The sequence below is a fragment of the Bacillus sp. AFS040349 genome (assembly GCF_002577655.1).
In the GTDB taxonomy this organism is placed as follows: domain Bacteria; phylum Bacillota; class Bacilli; order Bacillales; family Bacillaceae; genus Metabacillus.
In genome coordinates, this window is the sequence record NZ_NUMC01000007.1 from 78,093 (window position 1) to 94,912 (window position 16,820).

17 protein-coding genes are annotated in these 16,820 nt (G+C 34.9%); 13 read left to right on the plus strand and 4 right to left on the minus strand.

Going from position 1 to position 16,820, the window contains the following annotated elements:
* Positions 1-137 precede the first annotated feature (137 nt).
* The 3 genes from COD11_RS01335 (at position 138) to map (ending at position 2,895) form a co-directional block, all read left to right on the plus strand.
* Positions 138-842 carry an ABC transporter ATP-binding protein gene (locus COD11_RS01335; protein ID WP_098794951.1) on the plus strand — a complete coding sequence of 235 codons (705 nt, stop codon included), beginning with the start codon at positions 138-140 and terminating at the stop codon, positions 840-842.
* 6 nt (positions 843-848) lie between these two features.
* A complete protein-coding gene (locus COD11_RS01340) occupies positions 849-2,006 on the plus strand; it encodes an ABC transporter permease (protein ID WP_098794952.1) in 1,158 nt (385 codons plus the stop codon).
* A gap of 142 nt (positions 2,007-2,148) precedes the next feature.
* Positions 2,149-2,895 carry a type I methionyl aminopeptidase gene (gene map / locus COD11_RS01345; RefSeq protein ID WP_098794953.1) on the plus strand — a complete coding sequence of 249 codons (747 nt, stop codon included), beginning with the start codon at positions 2,149-2,151 and terminating at the stop codon, positions 2,893-2,895.
* A 55-nt stretch (positions 2,896-2,950) separates the two neighbouring features.
* Here map and COD11_RS01350 read toward each other — a convergent pair whose 3' ends face one another.
* Positions 2,951-4,255, minus strand: a complete 1,305-nt coding sequence (locus tag COD11_RS01350; protein ID WP_098794954.1) for an NCS2 family permease — start codon at positions 4,253-4,255, stop codon at positions 2,951-2,953.
* A gap of 233 nt (positions 4,256-4,488) precedes the next feature.
* On the opposite strand from COD11_RS01350, the gene pepV reads away from it, so the two are divergent.
* Positions 4,489-5,883, plus strand: coding sequence for a dipeptidase PepV (gene pepV / locus COD11_RS01355; protein WP_098794955.1), 1,395 nt, complete (start codon positions 4,489-4,491; stop codon positions 5,881-5,883).
* Between the two features lie 77 nt (positions 5,884-5,960).
* On the opposite strand, the gene cysK is transcribed toward pepV, so the two are convergent.
* Complete coding sequence (gene cysK, locus COD11_RS01360) at positions 5,961-6,890, minus strand: cysteine synthase A (protein WP_098794956.1); 930 nt, start codon at positions 6,888-6,890, stop codon at positions 5,961-5,963.
* Positions 6,891-7,088: 198 nt separating this feature from the next.
* On the opposite strand from cysK, the gene thpR reads away from it, so the two are divergent.
* The 7 genes from thpR to COD11_RS01395 all read left to right on the plus strand — a co-directional run bounded on the left by thpR (position 7,089) and on the right by COD11_RS01395 (position 14,083).
* Positions 7,089-7,670 carry an RNA 2',3'-cyclic phosphodiesterase gene (thpR, locus tag COD11_RS01365; protein ID WP_098794957.1) on the plus strand — a complete coding sequence of 194 codons (582 nt, stop codon included), beginning with the start codon at positions 7,089-7,091 and terminating at the stop codon, positions 7,668-7,670.
* Positions 7,667-8,053 (plus strand): CidA/LrgA family protein, encoded by a 387-nt coding sequence (locus COD11_RS01370; protein WP_098794958.1) that lies wholly within the window; start codon positions 7,667-7,669, stop codon positions 8,051-8,053. The genes thpR and COD11_RS01370 overlap by 4 nt, the downstream gene beginning before the upstream one ends.
* On the plus strand, positions 8,050-8,736 hold the full coding sequence (locus tag COD11_RS01375) for an LrgB family protein (protein ID WP_098794959.1): 687 nt from the start codon (positions 8,050-8,052) through the stop codon (positions 8,734-8,736). The genes COD11_RS01370 and COD11_RS01375 overlap by 4 nt, the downstream gene beginning before the upstream one ends.
* Before the next feature lie 115 nt (positions 8,737-8,851).
* Positions 8,852-9,811, plus strand: a complete 960-nt coding sequence (locus COD11_RS01380) for a nuclease-related domain-containing protein (protein ID WP_098794960.1) — start codon at positions 8,852-8,854, stop codon at positions 9,809-9,811.
* 168 nt (positions 9,812-9,979) lie between these two features.
* A complete protein-coding gene (locus COD11_RS01385) occupies positions 9,980-10,876 on the plus strand; it encodes a diacylglycerol/lipid kinase family protein (RefSeq protein ID WP_098794961.1) in 897 nt (298 codons plus the stop codon).
* An 88-nt stretch (positions 10,877-10,964) separates the two neighbouring features.
* Entirely contained in the window at positions 10,965-13,091 is a 2,127-nt protein-coding gene (pulA, locus tag COD11_RS01390) for a type I pullulanase (protein ID WP_176550939.1), read from the plus strand.
* Between the two features lie 179 nt (positions 13,092-13,270).
* Positions 13,271-14,083, plus strand: coding sequence for a phosphotransferase family protein (locus COD11_RS01395; RefSeq protein WP_098794963.1), 813 nt, complete (start codon positions 13,271-13,273; stop codon positions 14,081-14,083).
* On the opposite strand, the gene COD11_RS01400 is transcribed toward COD11_RS01395, so the two are convergent.
* Complete coding sequence (locus COD11_RS01400; protein WP_098794964.1) at positions 14,080-14,358, minus strand: YtzH-like family protein; 279 nt, start codon at positions 14,356-14,358, stop codon at positions 14,080-14,082. The genes COD11_RS01395 and COD11_RS01400 overlap by 4 nt on opposite strands.
* Before the next feature lie 253 nt (positions 14,359-14,611).
* On the opposite strand from COD11_RS01400, the gene trmB reads away from it, so the two are divergent.
* Together trmB and COD11_RS01410 are read left to right on the plus strand one after the other, a co-directional pair.
* Positions 14,612-15,256 carry a tRNA (guanosine(46)-N7)-methyltransferase TrmB gene (trmB, locus tag COD11_RS01405; protein ID WP_098794965.1) on the plus strand — a complete coding sequence of 215 codons (645 nt, stop codon included), beginning with the start codon at positions 14,612-14,614 and terminating at the stop codon, positions 15,254-15,256.
* A 130-nt stretch (positions 15,257-15,386) separates the two neighbouring features.
* A complete protein-coding gene (locus COD11_RS01410; RefSeq protein WP_098794966.1) occupies positions 15,387-16,235 on the plus strand; it encodes a YtnP family quorum-quenching lactonase in 849 nt (282 codons plus the stop codon).
* Between the two features lie 48 nt (positions 16,236-16,283).
* Here COD11_RS01410 and COD11_RS01415 read toward each other — a convergent pair whose 3' ends face one another.
* Positions 16,284-16,595: a PepSY domain-containing protein gene (locus COD11_RS01415; protein WP_098794967.1), complete on the minus strand. Its 312-nt coding sequence runs from the start codon at positions 16,593-16,595 to the stop codon at positions 16,284-16,286.
* Positions 16,596-16,820 lie beyond the last annotated feature (225 nt).

Consider the following 16,820-nt stretch of genomic DNA (forward strand, 5'->3'; position numbering starts at 1 on the left):
CAAGCACGCGCGTACTTAACACAATAAATCTATATGCCTATCGTTCTGAATAGTATGACAATAAAATGGTTTTTTTTTTAGTTTTTTGAATCTTTTTCCATCTACCGAGCGTATTAAATGAACAAGGAGGATCAAAGATGAGTATTTTAGCAGTGAAAATTGAAGAAGCAGGCTATGAAGAAAAACATCCTGTTATTCAGGGAATTGATTTTCATTTACATAAAGGAGAATGGATTGGTTTAATCGGTCCAAATGGTGCAGGTAAAAGTACAACAATAAAGACTTTATTGGGTGTAATGGAATATGTGAAAGGAGCGATATACAAGCAACCATTAAGCAAATATGCATATATACCTGAAAAACCTATATTCTATGATCATTTAACATTGTGGGAGCATTTGGACCTCCTAGCTGCAGTTAATGGAATCTGTGATAGGATTTTAATAGAAAGAGCTAATCTCTACTTAAATGCTTTTAAAATGGAAAAAGTGAAACATGAGATGCCATCCACCTTTTCCAAAGGAATGCAGCAAAAAGTAATGATCATACAAGCTCTTGTCTTACAACCTGATTATTATATTGTTGATGAGCCTTTTATAGGTCTTGATCCGAGTGCTACTAAAATGTTTTTAACTGTCATGGAAGAAGAAAAAAATCGCGGTGCGGCTATCTTAATGTCAACTCACGTTTTAGACACGGCTGAAAAAATATGTGATCGGTTTTTACTAGTATCAGGGGGTACAATGGTCGCTCAAGGAACACTTGAGGAAATTCAGGTAAGTACAGACCTACCTGGTGCTTCTTTACTTGACTGCTTCAATAAAGTTGAGGAAGGCAGGTAAAGAAAAATGAGAGGAAGCACAATTTGGTGGAGGCGCTTGATACAAGATTGGCTTTATCAATTTAAAATTATTCGTACTGTTTTTGATTGGACGATCATTGTTTATCTTCTTATCCCATTCTTGGCTTTTTTAGGTATAACCTATTACTCCTGGTGGAACTCGTTGCCTGATTGGCTTGAGGGAGTGCCATATGAAGTTCTTTTTCTTTTTTGTTTTTTGTTGTGCTGGCAAGGTACCATTCGAACGTTTATGGAAGAAGCCGATCAGCTTACATTATTACAATTTTCAGAGATTATGACGGAAATAAGGTATATCGGGGTCATTTATTCTTGGATCTTACTACTTCTTAAGTGGTTACTCCTTTTTGTGTGGTTATATCCGTTATTAAATCATTACGATGATCTAACTTTTTATCAGTTACTTGTTACATCGGTATTCTTTCTTAGTTTAAATTTATTTCTTACAACCTACAAACAAGCTGTCTACAAGTTTGGATTCTGGAAGAAGTTGATCATTGAATTAGTTGTTACCTTTTTCATTTTGATTTTGTGTTTTGCTATTACCTTTAAACCTATTAATCCGTTAATTATAGGTATTGCTCTCATTTTTTTCTGCTTATCATTATGGCAAGTGAAGGAATATCAATCTCAAATAAAAACATTCTATGATGATGTTGAAAAAGAACAAAAAAATAAAGTGAAATATATAAAGTTTATGTTTACTGTGAATCCAGAATTCACAATGCCACAAGTAAAAAAGCAAAAGAAAAGGTCTTGGATATTATGGAGGAATTCCGCAAGAATTTTTCAGAAAAGATCACCTGAAAATGGGGTAACAGAGCTGTTTATGAAATCATTTCTTCGTGATAAAGGGAATCTACTACAATATTTTCAGGTTATATCTGTTATATCATTTATCATATTCACTACACCTATATGGATAAAATGGTTAGTAACAATCGTCTTTTACTTTTTCTTTAGAGAATGGATTGTACTGATGTTTAAAGAAATCGTTAAACAGAACCCATATCTGTCAGTTGACTATGGAGAAAAGGATTATATGTTTATAGCCCAGAAAAAATGTGAAAACCGATTTGTTTACCCAGGTGTTTGCATCGTAATCTTAGTAGCTAGTTTGTCAACAGTGTTTACTATCTTGCTTTAAAAGAGCTCAATCAGTTAGAACTTTTTCTTAATTCGTGCTAGGCTATATATAGAAAAAGCTTACATTTTTTTAAGCAAGCAGCATACAAATAGCTATTACATATTATACATACGTAGGCAACGGACTAATCGGAGGTATTAAGGTGATTATTTTAAAAAGTAAACGAGAAATTGAACTCATGCATAAAGCAGGTCAATTGCTGGCAAATTGTCATAAAGAAATTGCGAAAAGAATCAAGCCAGGGATCACAACACTTGAAATTGATGCATTTGTAGAACAGTATCTAAAACAACATGGTGCAACCCCTGAACAAAAAGGTTACAAAGGCTATGAATTTGCAACATGTGCATCAATAAATGATGAAATTTGCCATGGTTTCCCGAGAAACACCCCATTACAAAATGGTGATATCGTCACAATTGATATGGTTGTAAATTTGAATGGCGCACTTGCTGACTCAGCCTGGTCGTATGCTGTAGGAGATGTTTCACCACAAGCGGCTAATCTATTACATGTTACGGAGGAAGCCTTAAACAAGGCAATTGAACAGTCTGTTATTGGAAACAGACTAGGAGATATTGGTCACGCTATTCAATCTTATGTTGAAGGTGAAGGGTATTCAGTTGTTAGAGATTTTACAGGTCATGGAATTGGAAGAACCATTCATGAACCACCAACAGTCCTTCATTATGGTGAGCCTAATAAAGGTCAACGCCTTAAAGAAGGTATGGTTATCACCATTGAACCGATGGTGAATATCGGGGCATGGGAGTCGAAAATGGACGATAACAAATGGACAGCAAGAACAATAGACGGAAGTTTATCAGCACAATATGAACACACAATTGCGATAACAAAAGACGGTCCAATTATTTTAACGAGACAATAACTATAATTTTCTAATAAAAAAGCGAAATGAATCAATAGGATTCATTTCGCTTTTTTTAGTGCCCTCCAATAAAGGCTAGTTGAATGAAAAAGAGAACGGCAAAAATATAAACAAAAATGTGAACTTCTTTCCATTTCCCTTTTGCAATTTTCATTAATGGATATGAAATGAAGCCAAGTGCAATTCCAGTAGCAATACTTGATGTTAGTGGCATGCTTAAAACAACTAAAAAGGCCGGGAACGCTTCGTCAAGCTCTTTCCAATTGATTTCTGCAATAGCCCCCATCATTAAGCTCCCGACAATAATTAATGCTGGTGCAGTAATTGCTGAGATCCCTGAAACTGCTCCAATTAAAGGACTGAAAAATAACGTAAGACCGAATAGGGCTGAAACAGTTAACGTTGTTAAGCCTGTTCTTCCCCCTGCTGCAACACCTGCAGAAGATTCAATGTAAGCACTAGTTGGACTTGTTCCAAACATTGCACCAATTGTTGTAGCAGCTGAATCTGCTAGAAGCGCCGTACGAGCTCTCGGTAATTCATTGCCCTTCATAAGCCCTGCCTGTTGGGCCACACCAATCATTGTTCCTGTTGTATCAAAAATGGTTACAAGTAAGAAAGAAAATACAACGGCATATAAGCCATGTGATATGACATCTGTTAAAGCTGAAAATGGATTTGTAATAATCAATCCTTCAGGCAAGCTTGGGAATGACATAAATCCTTGATCAAATGATAATTGACCTGTGAAAAAGGCAATAAACCCGGTGATAACCATACCAACGAATAGCGCACCATGAACATTTAGGCTCATTAATATTAATGTTATAGCCAAGCCAATTAATGCTAACACAACAGATGGAGAGTGAAGATCACCTAATGCCACTAAATTGTTTGGATCTGCTGTGACAATTCCAGTTAAACGAAGACCGATAAACGCAATGAAAAGACCAATACCAGCTGTGATTCCATGCTTTAAATTGCTCGGTATTGCTTCAATTAATTTCTTTCGAAACGGAGTTAGCGAAAGGATGACAAAAAGTATTCCGGCAATAAAAACAGCAGAGAAGGCTGTTGTATATGAAATATTTTCATTTGCTCCAACAACGGAATAGGCAAAGTATGCATTTAATCCCATCCCCGGTGCAATTGCAATTGGATAATTTGCTGATAGGGCCATCCAAAGTGTACCTATTATTGTCGCAATGATTGTTGCTGTAAAGACTTGGTCGAATGGAACTCCTGCATCTGCCAAAATAATTGGATTCACGACAACGATATATACCATAGTTAAAAACGTTGTGATTCCAGCTAAAATTTCGGTTCGGGCATTTGTTCTGTTTTCTGATAACTTAAACATATGTACCTCCGATTTTTTACGAACGTTTTTTCAAAACATTTATAATAATATTCGTTTTTAATTTATATTGCAATAGTTTTCTTCACATTGTTCCTAACAATCCATTTATATTTTGTGACAAAAAGATAAAAACTAACAAACAGATTTGCTTTTTAACACTCAACATACTTTTTCATAAAGGCACGTGTTAGTATGATAATAGAATAATGAATAATATAGAAGGAGGATCATACATGAATTGGAACGAAGAAGTTGAGAAAAGAAGAGAGAGTCTTATAAAAGATACACAGGAATTTTTACAGATTAAAAGTGTATTGGATGAAGACTCAATAACAAGTGATGCTCCGTTTGGAGAAGGAATTCATCAGGCATTTTCTCATCTCTTACATTTAGGAGCAGAAGCTGGCTTTACTACTAAAAATGTTGATGGCTATGCAGGTCATATTGAATTAAAAGGAAATGGAGAAGAGGTTGTAGGAATATTATGCCATGTTGATGTTGTTCCAGAAGGTGATGGCTGGACAAGTGAACCTTATGGTGCAGAGATTCGTGATGGGAAAATTTTTGCAAGAGGTGCGATGGATGATAAGGGTCCAACAATTGCAGCATTTTATGCGATGAAAATTGTGAAAGATTTGCAATTACCGTTAAGTAAAAATGTTCGCATGATTATCGGAACAGATGAGGAAAGTGAATGGCGCTGTGTTGATCATTACTTTAAGCATGAGAAGATGCCAGAGTTAGGCTTTGCCCCTGATGCGGATTTTCCGATTATTTTTGCTGAAAAAGGAATTATTGATTTAACGATCGAACAAAATGGATCTTTCACTGATTTACCATCAGATATTGTTCTTCATTCCTTTGAGTCTGGAAGAAGATATAATATGGTTCCAGACTTTGCTAAAGCTGTTTTATCATCTCATAATAAGAATGAAATCATGAAACAATTTGAATCATTTATTCATGACAAAAATATAAGCGGACAGGCTACAATTCAAGAGCAAACGATAAGTTTAACTGTTGAAGGTGTCTCAGCACATGCAATGGAGCCTAACAATGGTACGAATGCGGGCATTTTGTTAGCTGAATTTCTACATAATCTGAATCTTGATCAAAAAGGCGAAAATTATATACAAGCGATTGTTCATTATTTCTTAAATGACACGCGCGGTCATAAGCTCAACATAGCATTTTCTGATGAAGTTAGCGGGGAACTAACAGTTAATCTTGGTGTGATGAAATACACTAAAGACCAGCTAGGCAAAATTGGAGTAAATATACGTTATCCTGTTTCAGGAAATGCTGAAACAATAAAAACTGAAATAAACAATGTAGAAGGCTTTTCATTAGTATCATTTGATGACTCGAAACCACACTATGTGGAGGAAAATCATCCCCTTATTCAAACGTTGAAAAAAGTGTATGAAGAACAAACTGGAGAAAATGCTGAGCTTATAGCGATTGGTGGAGGAACTTATGCAAGATCATTAGAAGCTGGTGTTGCTTTTGGACCTTTATTTCCAGGTAGACCAGATGTTGCTCACCAAAAGGATGAATATATTGACATTGAAGATTTGCTGAAAGCAACAGCCATTTATGCACAAGCAATATATGAATTAGCAAAATAAAGCTTGTTTGTGAGAATAAAGAAAAAAGCTGTCGAGGCATCTCGACAGCACGGGGAAGGGAAATTTCTTTTCCCTTTTTAAAATGAGAAAACATCACTTGATAAGTATCTTTCACCTGTATCACAAGTGATACAAACAACAACATCATCAGGTGTTAGACGTTTTGCAACTTCAATTGCGGCATAGCATGCAGCTCCTGAAGAAGGACCAACTAACAGTCCTTCCTCACGTGCTAATCTTCTTGTAATGTCATACGCTTGTTCGTCTTCAATTTTAAAAATCTCATCATATACATCTTGATTTAAAATAGGTGGTATAAATCCAGGGCTTGTCCCAACTAGCTTATGGTTTCCAGGTTTACCACCTGAAAGGACAGGAGAACCGGCAGGCTCAACAACATGGACTGTTACATTTTTATAATGCTCTTTTAAGGCTTCACCTGTACCTGTAATGGTACCGCCAGTTCCAGCTGTCGCAACAAATGCTGAGAGTGGTTTGCCGATTTCATCAAGTGCCTCGATAATCTCCCTTGCAGTTGTATGTCTATGAGCATCAGGGTTTGCATGATTATCGAATTGCATCGGAATAAATGAATCAGGAATTTGTTTAGCTAGCTCCTCAGCTTTCTTTATTGATCCTGGCATTCTTTCGTGTCCCGGAGTTAGAACTACTTCTGCTCCGTAAGCTTTAAGCAAGTTAATACGTTCTTTTGTCATCGTGTCAGGCATAACAAGGATCGCTTTATAGCCTCTTGCAGCCGCGTTCATTGCAATTCCAATTCCGGTATTCCCACTAGTTGGCTCAATAATCGTTGAATTTGGCTTTAATAAGCCTTGCTTTTCTGCCTCAACGATCATGTTGAAAGCTGCTCGGTCTTTTACACTTCCACTTGGGTTAAAGAATTCAAGCTTTAAATATATCGATGCACCATTTTCTGGGTTTAAACGATTTAACTTAACTAGAGGTGTATTTCCGATAAGCTCTGATACGTTATTTGCAATTTTCATGTTGCCACGTCCTTTTTCTTTTATATAAGGTTGTTATGTGAAAACCTTGTTACGTAGTATTTTTACTAAATCACTTATTTTATAATATAGACAGTTAACAGTATAGCAACTGCTGAACGCATTGTATATGAATCGACCTTTTAAAGCTTGGATATGTGGGATAAAATAAAATTATCTTGAATAACATTGGGGGCTGCTATGAAAAAACATTATTTTATTGCTGTACCTATTGAAGAACATCATCAACAGCTTATTCAAAATTGGATTACAACCTATAAAAATAAATTGCCCTTTCAATCATGGGTCCATCCAAATGATTATCATATTACATTAGCTTTTTTAGGTGATGTAGGGGAAGATGAGAAATTAGAGTTATTAGTCGAAAAAATCAAACAGACTGTTCAATTTGTTCCACAATTTGAATTGTTTTTAAAAGGAATCGACGTTTTTGGTAAGCCTGATTTTCCAAGAATTTTTTGGGCAGGTTTAAAAGAATCAACGAATCTACAGCAGTTCCAAAAACAAGTGTTTGACAGATGTCAAGAAGTGGGGTTTCAACTTGATAAAAAGCCTTTTCGTCCACACATTACGTTAGCTAGAAAATGGAAGTCAGAAGAGCCTTTTAGAAAATGGTCACAACTGGATCATGCTTTTGAAGGAAGTTCATCTCATTTTAAAGTGGAGAAAATTCATCTGTATCAAACAAATCTGAATAAAATTCCAAAGTATGAGGTGGTTGAAACATTTCTTTTGCAAACTTTGGAGAGTGTAAGAGAATGAAATACGTTAAGCTGATTCTTCAAATTACTTGTCTATATGGAATTTATAGTATAGGTGAAGGAATACGGGCACTTATTAAACTTCCCATTCCAGGAAGCTTGATTGGAATGGTTTTATTATTTCTTGCTTTCCATTTTAAATTGATTAAAAGGAATTGGTTTTCTTCCGGGGGATCATTTCTTTTGAAAAATTTGCCGATATTATTTATTCCTGCAACTGTGGGAATTATTGATTATCTTAATATATTTAAAGGATTTGGCATTATTACCTTATTCATTGCATTTAGCAGTACGATGATCGTTATGGTGGCTTCAGCTTATATAAGTGATGTTCTTTTGGCAAAAGGGAAGAAAGTTCATAAAGAAAAGGAGCTATCTTTATGACATTTTTAATAGGGTTATTTTTTATTTTGATAACTTTACTTATTTATAGTCTTATGAGGAGACTCTACACGAAATTTTCGCACCCGATTTTAGTACCAATCTTTACGTCCAGCCTGATTATTGTCATTATTCTTCTTATAGCTAAAATATCTTATAGCTCATATATGATTGGTGGTCAATGGATTGAGCATCTTTTGGGTCCTGCGGTTGTTGCTTTTGCAATTCCACTTTTTGATCACCGGGAGATTTTAAAGCGTAACATATTAAGTATTTTTACTAGTGTTTTCATTGGTGCGCTAATTGGTGTATGTAGTGGTATTATCATGAGTCTGCTAACTAATGTAGACGAAAAACTATTGCGTTCGTTAGCACCTAAATCTGTTACGACCCCAATAGCTATGGACATAAGTGAGATGGTGGGAGGAACGCCGACTCTTGCAGCTGTTTATGTAATGATTGCTGGAATTTCCGGAGCAATGTTTGGACCTTACTTGATGAATTTGTTTAAAATAAAACAACCAATCTCAAGGGGAATAGGCTTTGGGACTGCTTCACATGGGATTGGAACGGCAAGAGCATTAGAGATGGGAACTGTTGAAGGAGCCATAAGCTCAATTTCAATGACGCTAAGTGCAATATTTACTAGCATTCTTTGTCCAATACTTTTATCCTTATTTTTATAAAGAAAATTTAATGAAAGAGGCTACAACACCAGGGGACCATCAGTTTACGACTAGTGGCATACTGCCTTTGTAGTAACTAAGTTTTTAAAACAGCAAAATAGGAGTTGTTCAGCGTTTGGCGCAAATCATTAAGCTTTTTGATTATATATCCCGCTATGAATTAGATGCTTATCGTTACCCAAGTCAATTCATACGGTTAAAGAAACAGCAATGGGAAAAGGTATTTCAGGCCTGGGAGAATAACATGTTCCATACAGTTATGAAGGTAAGTGAAACGCTTGATAACCAGCGTGAAGAAGAAGATGAGAAATCTACTTTTATAAAGAAATTTAAAAAAAGGTTTTCAAAGGTAGAACAAGAGCAACAAATGATTAAACCTTTAGTAAATGATTCGGCTTTAGATGATGATGAATTACAGTTTCAATTTACGACCATTCCAAAGACACATGAGGACTTAAAGCATTTATTTTTAGATTATATTTTTCGTTTTCAAATTCGATGGGCAAGTTCAACAATTCGTGAGAAATCCTCTATTGATCATGCTATTTATCGAGATCAGTTATTGCCTTATTTTGTGAAACGTCTTCCCGATCATTATTTACTACTTTATCGTCCTGTTTTTAAATTGAAAAATGCACCAGTAGAATTGGATATTATCTTAATTGGAACAACGGAAATTTATTGTTTAACAGTTGTAGAACAATTACCTGAAACTGTTTTTATCGGGTCAAAGGAGAAATTTTGGACAGCACGAAGAGGGGAAGCTGAACGCAAGTTATTAAATCCTGTACTTAGTTTAAATCGAACGGGTACGGTTGTACAAAAATTAATTCGTTCACAAGATATTGATATTTCAGTTAAAAAATTAATTATAAGTCGCAACGGTTATGTTGACTATCCCTTTGCTCCACATGATATTACGATTTTAGATAAGAGAAATTATGAAGAATGGTTTCAAAGGCTAAGAACCTCATCAGCGCCTTTAAAGCACACTCAGTTAAAAGCAGCACAAGTTCTCTTATCCCACTGTTTAACCAACTCATTTAACCGAAGCGAATGGAATGAAACAACATAAAAGTAACTAATACCCAATTTTAAATGTATATAAAATGAAGGACAAGAGGATATTTTGTCCTTTATTTTATTTCCAAAAAAGCGCATGATTTAAAATGAAAACCTAATAAATGGGACATGAACACAAAACTGACAAATACATAAACTATGAACAAGATGGAGCTTCAATATGAGTGTATTATTTTTGATTATTCACCGGGAATCTGGTTATGGTAGAGGAAGTAAAATATGGAAAAAAGTTAAGAAAGAACTTGAAAAAAGAAAAGTATCTTTTCGTTCTTTCTATACAGAATATCCTGGACATGCGGAGGCTCTTGCCAGACAAATTGCCACAATCCAAGACTACCGTCTAAAAACTGTTATTGGGATAGGTGGAGAAGGCACAATTAACGAAATTGTAAACGGTTTAAGTTCATTTGATAAAATACAGATGGGCTTTATTTATACAGGAAGTAGAAATAAATCATTGACCAATTTCTCTTTATCCTCTGATCCCAAAAAAGCTATAAAACATTTATTTCAACGCTGGAACGCACCTTTAAAAGGATATTATTTAGGGGAATATCGTGTTGAAGGAAAGAGTGGGAAGAATTATTTCTTCAATCGTGTAGGTATAGGTCTAGACGCCAGCATACTGAGTCAAGAAAAAATGGTGGTAAAGATAAAGTCAGATTTGCCCATTTTAGGGCATGTCAGGTTTATTGTCGGGCTATTAAAGGTATTATGGAATTATGAATTATTTTCAATATCTCTTGAAATAGATCAAGAGCAACCCTTGGAGTTTGATTCAGTATGGTTCATCATCGTTTCTAATCGTTCTACTACTAGAGATGGAAATTTACATGTTTTAATCATAAAAGAAGCTAAAAGGCTTAAATTACTACCTTTATTATTATTGACTAAGGTAAGAAACAAAACAAAAAATGAGTTTATTGAGGAACTCTCTTGCAAGGAGATCACAGTTAAGACTGATTCTATTCGACTTGTTCATGCTGATGGAGATGTAATAGGAGAAAGCCCGGTGATCATCAAGATTAGCGAATCACATAAGGCATGTATCTTATAGATGTTATAGTGTTAACTTTGAGAATTCTACCATTAGTTAAAAATTTTTCTAAATTAACAACAAAAACTCTCATATGGGGGTGCTCATCATGCTGAGTATTAATAGGAGATTCCAAGCCTTTTTAGATAAAATGAATGAAATTGCAGTTATTATGCCTAAGGAATTTGATAGCGAAAATAAAACTTTTTTTATAAAGATTGATCAAAATCACGAGGCTCTATCAATAGTAGAAAAAATTGATATTGGAAAACAAATAAAATATGTCTGTAGTTTATCGAACCCACTATCATTTGGGAAAACCTATATCATTAGTGATGAAGATGGTTTAGAAACAGATTTACAAATAGGAGCTGTCATTCGGTCGGATGAATTCGATAAGAAATTTTATTATGATGGCAATGACTTAGGGGCAAATTATACTAAGGAAAAAACGGAGTGGAAAGTCTGGGCTCCTACAGCAACCATTGTAAAACTTCGAATTTATCAAAGCGATGGAACACAAGTTGATAATTTCCATATGATTCGATGTGAAAAAGGTACATGGTCGATTACACTTGATGGTGATTTTGAAGGATATTATTATACGTTTCTAGCTTGTATAAATCTTGTGTGGAATGAGGCAGTTGATCCATACGCAAGAGCGGTCTCAATTAATGGAGAATACGGTATTATTATTGATCAAAGCTTAACAAATGTACCAATTATTATTCCGCCTGCTCTTAACCAGAAAACGGATACCATCATCTATGAGGTTCATGTTCGAGATTTTTCTATTCATGAAAATAGCGGGATGAAAAATAAAGGGCAATATGACGCGTGGACGGAGTTAAATACAAAAAATAGTCAAGGCGATTCTACAGGCATATCCTATTTGAAAGAATTAGGTGTTACACACATTGAATTGTTGCCTGTAAATGATTTTGAGGAAGTTGATGAACAAAAACCATTCGAAGCATATAACTGGGGCTATAACCCTCTTCATTACTTCGCTCCAGAAGGGAGTTATTCTGCAGCACCTGAAAACCCATATAAGCGAATAATAGAACTCAAAACACTTATCCAATCTCTCCACAAACAAAATTTAAGAGTTATTATTGATGTAGTTTTTAATCATGTTTATTCCAAAGAAAATTCTTCATTTGAAAAGTTATTACCGGGTTACTATTTCAGGCATGATGAAAATGGAATGCCTTCTAATGGAACAGGTGTAGGAAATGATCTTGCCTCGGAACGTTTGATGGTCAAAAAGTTTATTGCAGATTGTGTAAAGTATTGGATGAATGAGTTTGATATAGATGGATTCCGCTTTGATTTAATGGGCATTCTTGATGTTAAGACAATGAATGAGGTTCAGAAGGAAGTTCTAGAGATAAAAGAAGATGCTATTTTATTAGGAGAAGGATGGGATTTGCTTACTCCATTACCTTATGTAGAAAAAGCAATCATTCCAAATGCCCATAAGCTGCCAACGATAAGCTTTTTTAATGACCAGTTTAGGGATGTGATTAAAGGGAGTACATTCAGTGTTCATGATCGCGGGTTTGTATATGAAAACCTTGATACTCTCGAGCAGATGAAAGCACTTATAACTGGGTCACCTACTATGTTTCATGAACCTCATCAATCAATTAATTATGTTGAGTCACATGATAATCATACGATGTGGGATCGCTTTTTAACTTTTGCAGATGCTGAAAGTGAAGAAATAAGAAAGGCAAGACATCGGTTAGCAACAAGCATTGTTCTATTATCTCAAGGCATCCCCTTTCTACATGGTGGTCAAGAATTTTTCCGAACAAAAAACGGTGTAGAAAATAGTTATAACTCTCCTGACGAAATCAACCATCTAAATTGGGATGAAAGATCACAACAAAAAGAAAATGTTGAGTATATTAAAGGGTTGATCAAGCTTAGAAAGCTCCATGGAGGGTTTCGATTATCATCTCAAGAATTGATAAACAAACATGTCTATTTTAATGATGATCCTCACCTTCTTTCTTATGAAATGGAGAATGTAGGAGCCTATGGTCCATGGGAAAGAATAGTTGTGATCCACCATCCTCAATGTAATAAATCGTATCAATTTAAACTACCTGGAAATAAGGGATGGAAACAGATTGTTAGTCCTTCTAGTATCCTACTCGATCAACCTATAGATGTAGATAATAAAATAGAGATAAGAGAAATTGGAACATATGTTTTTTGTAAAAACTAGGATTTTTAGTTTTGCTTGACTAGTCTTAGTCTAAGAGGCTAAAATTTAATAGGATGGCTATAGTGCAAAGAGTCTATAATCACTAATAGCTATCCTTTTTATATTAGCGATTATTTTATACTATTGTAAGAACCTAAAGAAAAATAACTTTTTCATAAATTTTTATACGAAATGTTGGGTTGAAATTGAAGGTGAACTGGTTGGAACAAGTATTAGGTAGCGAGTGGAAAATTACACCTGCTGGAGGAGCAACAGGAGATGCATATTTTGCAACAAAAGAAGGGCAGGAGCTTTTTTTAAAGCGAAACAGTTCTCCATTTTTAGCCGTACTCTCTGCAGAAGGCATCGTTCCAAAGTTAGTGTGGACAAAGCGGATGGAAAACGGTGATGTGATTACAGCACAACACCGCCTAATTGGCCGCGAGTTAAAGCCGAAGGACATGAATGGGCAAAATGTTGCTGAATTGCTGCATAAAATTCATCGTTCAAAAGAGCTTTTAGATATGCTGAGAAGATTAGGAAAGCAACCGCTCACTCCAAACTCCATAATTGAAGATATTTGGCAAGCAGTTGCTTTTGAAGGATTCGATATTCCTGAAATTACTGAAGCTATAGAGCTCTTAGTCAAACAATTGCCAAATGTTCAATGTCATGACCAAGTTGTCTGCCATTGTGATGTGAACCATAATAACTGGCTTCTATCTGAGGATAATCAATTATATTTAGTTGATTGGGATGGAGCTATGATTGCTGATCCTGCTATTGATATAGGCATTTTACTTTACTGGTATATCGATGAAGCTGATTGGACAGAATGGCTTTTATCATACGGTTTGGAGCTGGACGAGCATTTAACAACTAGAATTTATTGGTATGTGCTATTGCAAGCTTTAACCTCTTTTTTATGGTACCATGCAAAAGAAAACGAAAAAGAAAAGCAAAACTGGGTTGAGCACATAAGTGTCATACTTGATAAAATAAAAAAACGTTAAGAATAAGTATCAATATCATTAATCCATTGTGATAATTGATTTTGATGTGATTCTATATGTTGATCTAATGATGCTGAATATTTGCCCGTTTGGCTATAGTTATATATATCTTCAAGCAGTTCCTTTGCATGTTGATTCGTATTTGAATGAACCATAAGAGATTTTATGACTCTTTCCAGCTGTTCACACTCTGCTACAGTTCCACAGCATTCACTTTGATGATCTGATAAAATATCTTTTAATAAGTTTACCTGATCTTGGTATTGAATTGGCAAAATTAACACTCCTTTTAAATAAGCCATATACCTTTAATTTGTGTTTATTAAGTAAAATTATACAAGTAAGTCTTATTATAAGAAAATCAATTTTTTCACTTAGGTACTGACTTGATAAAGGTCAGTCTTTTTATTGAAATGAAAGAAGTGTAAGTTACACAATTCCTAAAATAGGTGTATTTAGATAAGCCTTGCGAACAAGCTTTTTTCATGTTATGTTTTAGAACGATATAATAACGATAGAGGTGTCTTCATGCGTTTACGTAATAAACCTTGGGCTGGTGAATTTATCGCTGAGCATTCTGACTATGCTATTTCAAACCCTGAAAATTATAAAGGGAAATGGCATGAAGTGTTCGGTAATCAAAACCCAATTCATATAGAAGTAGGAACAGGGAAAGGGCAATTTCTAGCAGGAATGTCTCAACAAAACCCTAACATTAATTATATTGGCATAGAGCTATTTGATAGTGTTATTGTGGCTGCAATTCAAAAAGCAGTTGATAAGCAACTTTCAAATTTTAAGTTGCTTAACGTGAATGCAAAAAATTTAACAGAGTATTTTGATCAAGGAGAAATAGATCGTGTCTACCTGAATTTTTCTGATCCATGGCCAAAAGTACGTCATGCAAAGCGACGTCTTACTTATAAGAGTTTTTTACAAATGTATGAGAGCGTGCTTGTAAAAGGTGGAGAAATCCATTTCAAAACAGACAACCAGGGATTATTTGAGTATTCTCTTATTAGTTTTTCAGAATATGGACTTCGCTTAAAATATATTAGTCTTGATCTTCATAAAAGTGATTTTGAAGGAAATGTTATGACCGAATATGAAGAGAAATTTTCTGAAAAAGGTCAACGTATTTATCGTGTAGAAGCTAAGTATATGAATGAATAAGTTGTGTTTTGAGGAAATGGTGATAATGGCCATTTCCTTTTTTGCGTTTTATGCTATTGATTAGAGGATCTCACATCTTTTTCCTAACGATTATCTCTATGGTAAAATAATAGATGGGGAGGGGATGTTAATGGAAACATTTCAAATTGGTCAAACGAAGATGACATGGTTAAAGGGTGGAGTAACTTTTCTTGATGGTGGGGCAATGTTTGGGGTAGTTCCAAAGCCGTTATGGTCTAAAAAATATCCTGTTAATGAAAAAAATCAAATTGAACTTCGAACAGATCCAATCTTGATTCAAAAAGATGGGTTACATATTTTAATTGAATCTGGAATAGGTGCAGGAAAGTTTAGTGAAAAGCAGCTTCGGAATTATGGTATTCAAGAAGAATCTTCTGTTGAAGAGAGCCTAGAACAATTGGGCCTAACAACAAATGATATAGACTATGTATTAATGACTCATATGCATTTTGATCATGCTTGCGGTCTCACGAAATGGGAAAATGGGCAATTAACATCGGTATTTCCTAAAGCGAAGATTATTACTTCAACTACTGAGTGGGAAGAAATGAGAAATCCAAATATACGATCAAAAAATACTTATTGGCAAGAAAATTGGGAGCCAATTCAAGAACAGGTTGAAACGTTTCAATCATCTTTATTAATTGAAGAAGGAATTACTATGTACCACACTGGTGGACATAGTGATGGTCATAGTATTATTGTTATTCAAGACGGGGGAGAAACAATCGTTCATATGGCTGACTTAATGCCAACACATGCTCATAAAAACCCTCTTTGGGTTCTTGCATATGATGACTACCCTATGACTTCAATAGAAAAGAAACAAACATGGTTGGATTTTGCTGGAAATAAAAATGCCTGGTTTACCTTTTATCATGATGCATTTTACCGGAGCATAAAGTGGAATGAACAGGGTGAAATAATCGGTAAACTAGATCGAGTTAGAACAAGTTAAGAGGATAAGGGCATTTCAAATGAAATGCCCGACTTTAAGCGATACTGCTTAGTTAATTTTTTCAACATGAACAATTGTTCCGCTGTTTGTGTCAACAAAAGCCTCATACTGCTCTAATTGATCCTGTACAGTTCGAGACACACCTGCTTTATAAACTTCATAAGACAAATGGTCAGTTGAGAAGTTTTCTGGAACTGTATAAATCCAAGACCCATCAATGGATCCTTTTTCCTTAAAGGCTTTTTTCACGATTTCAAGTGCTTTTTCAGATGAAATTTTGCTTGATTTTAATTGGTCTTTTACTAAATACGTCCCGGCAATACCTAAGCCTAAGCCAAGTAAAAAATATTTGCTTTTCACGTTTCATACACCCCTTTTTTATATGTCTTTAACACTGTGTTTGGGTATCTAAAGTTTCGACTCTATCATTAGTATACAGAAACCTTTAAGGCATGTTAAGAACGATTAGATAAGGTAATAGTATGTTTTAGGTATGACGGGCTATTGATCAAAGAAGTCATTACATAATAATCAAGGCTAATATAAGGAATTGTGTTATATAAAAAAGATCTAGAGTACATAAAA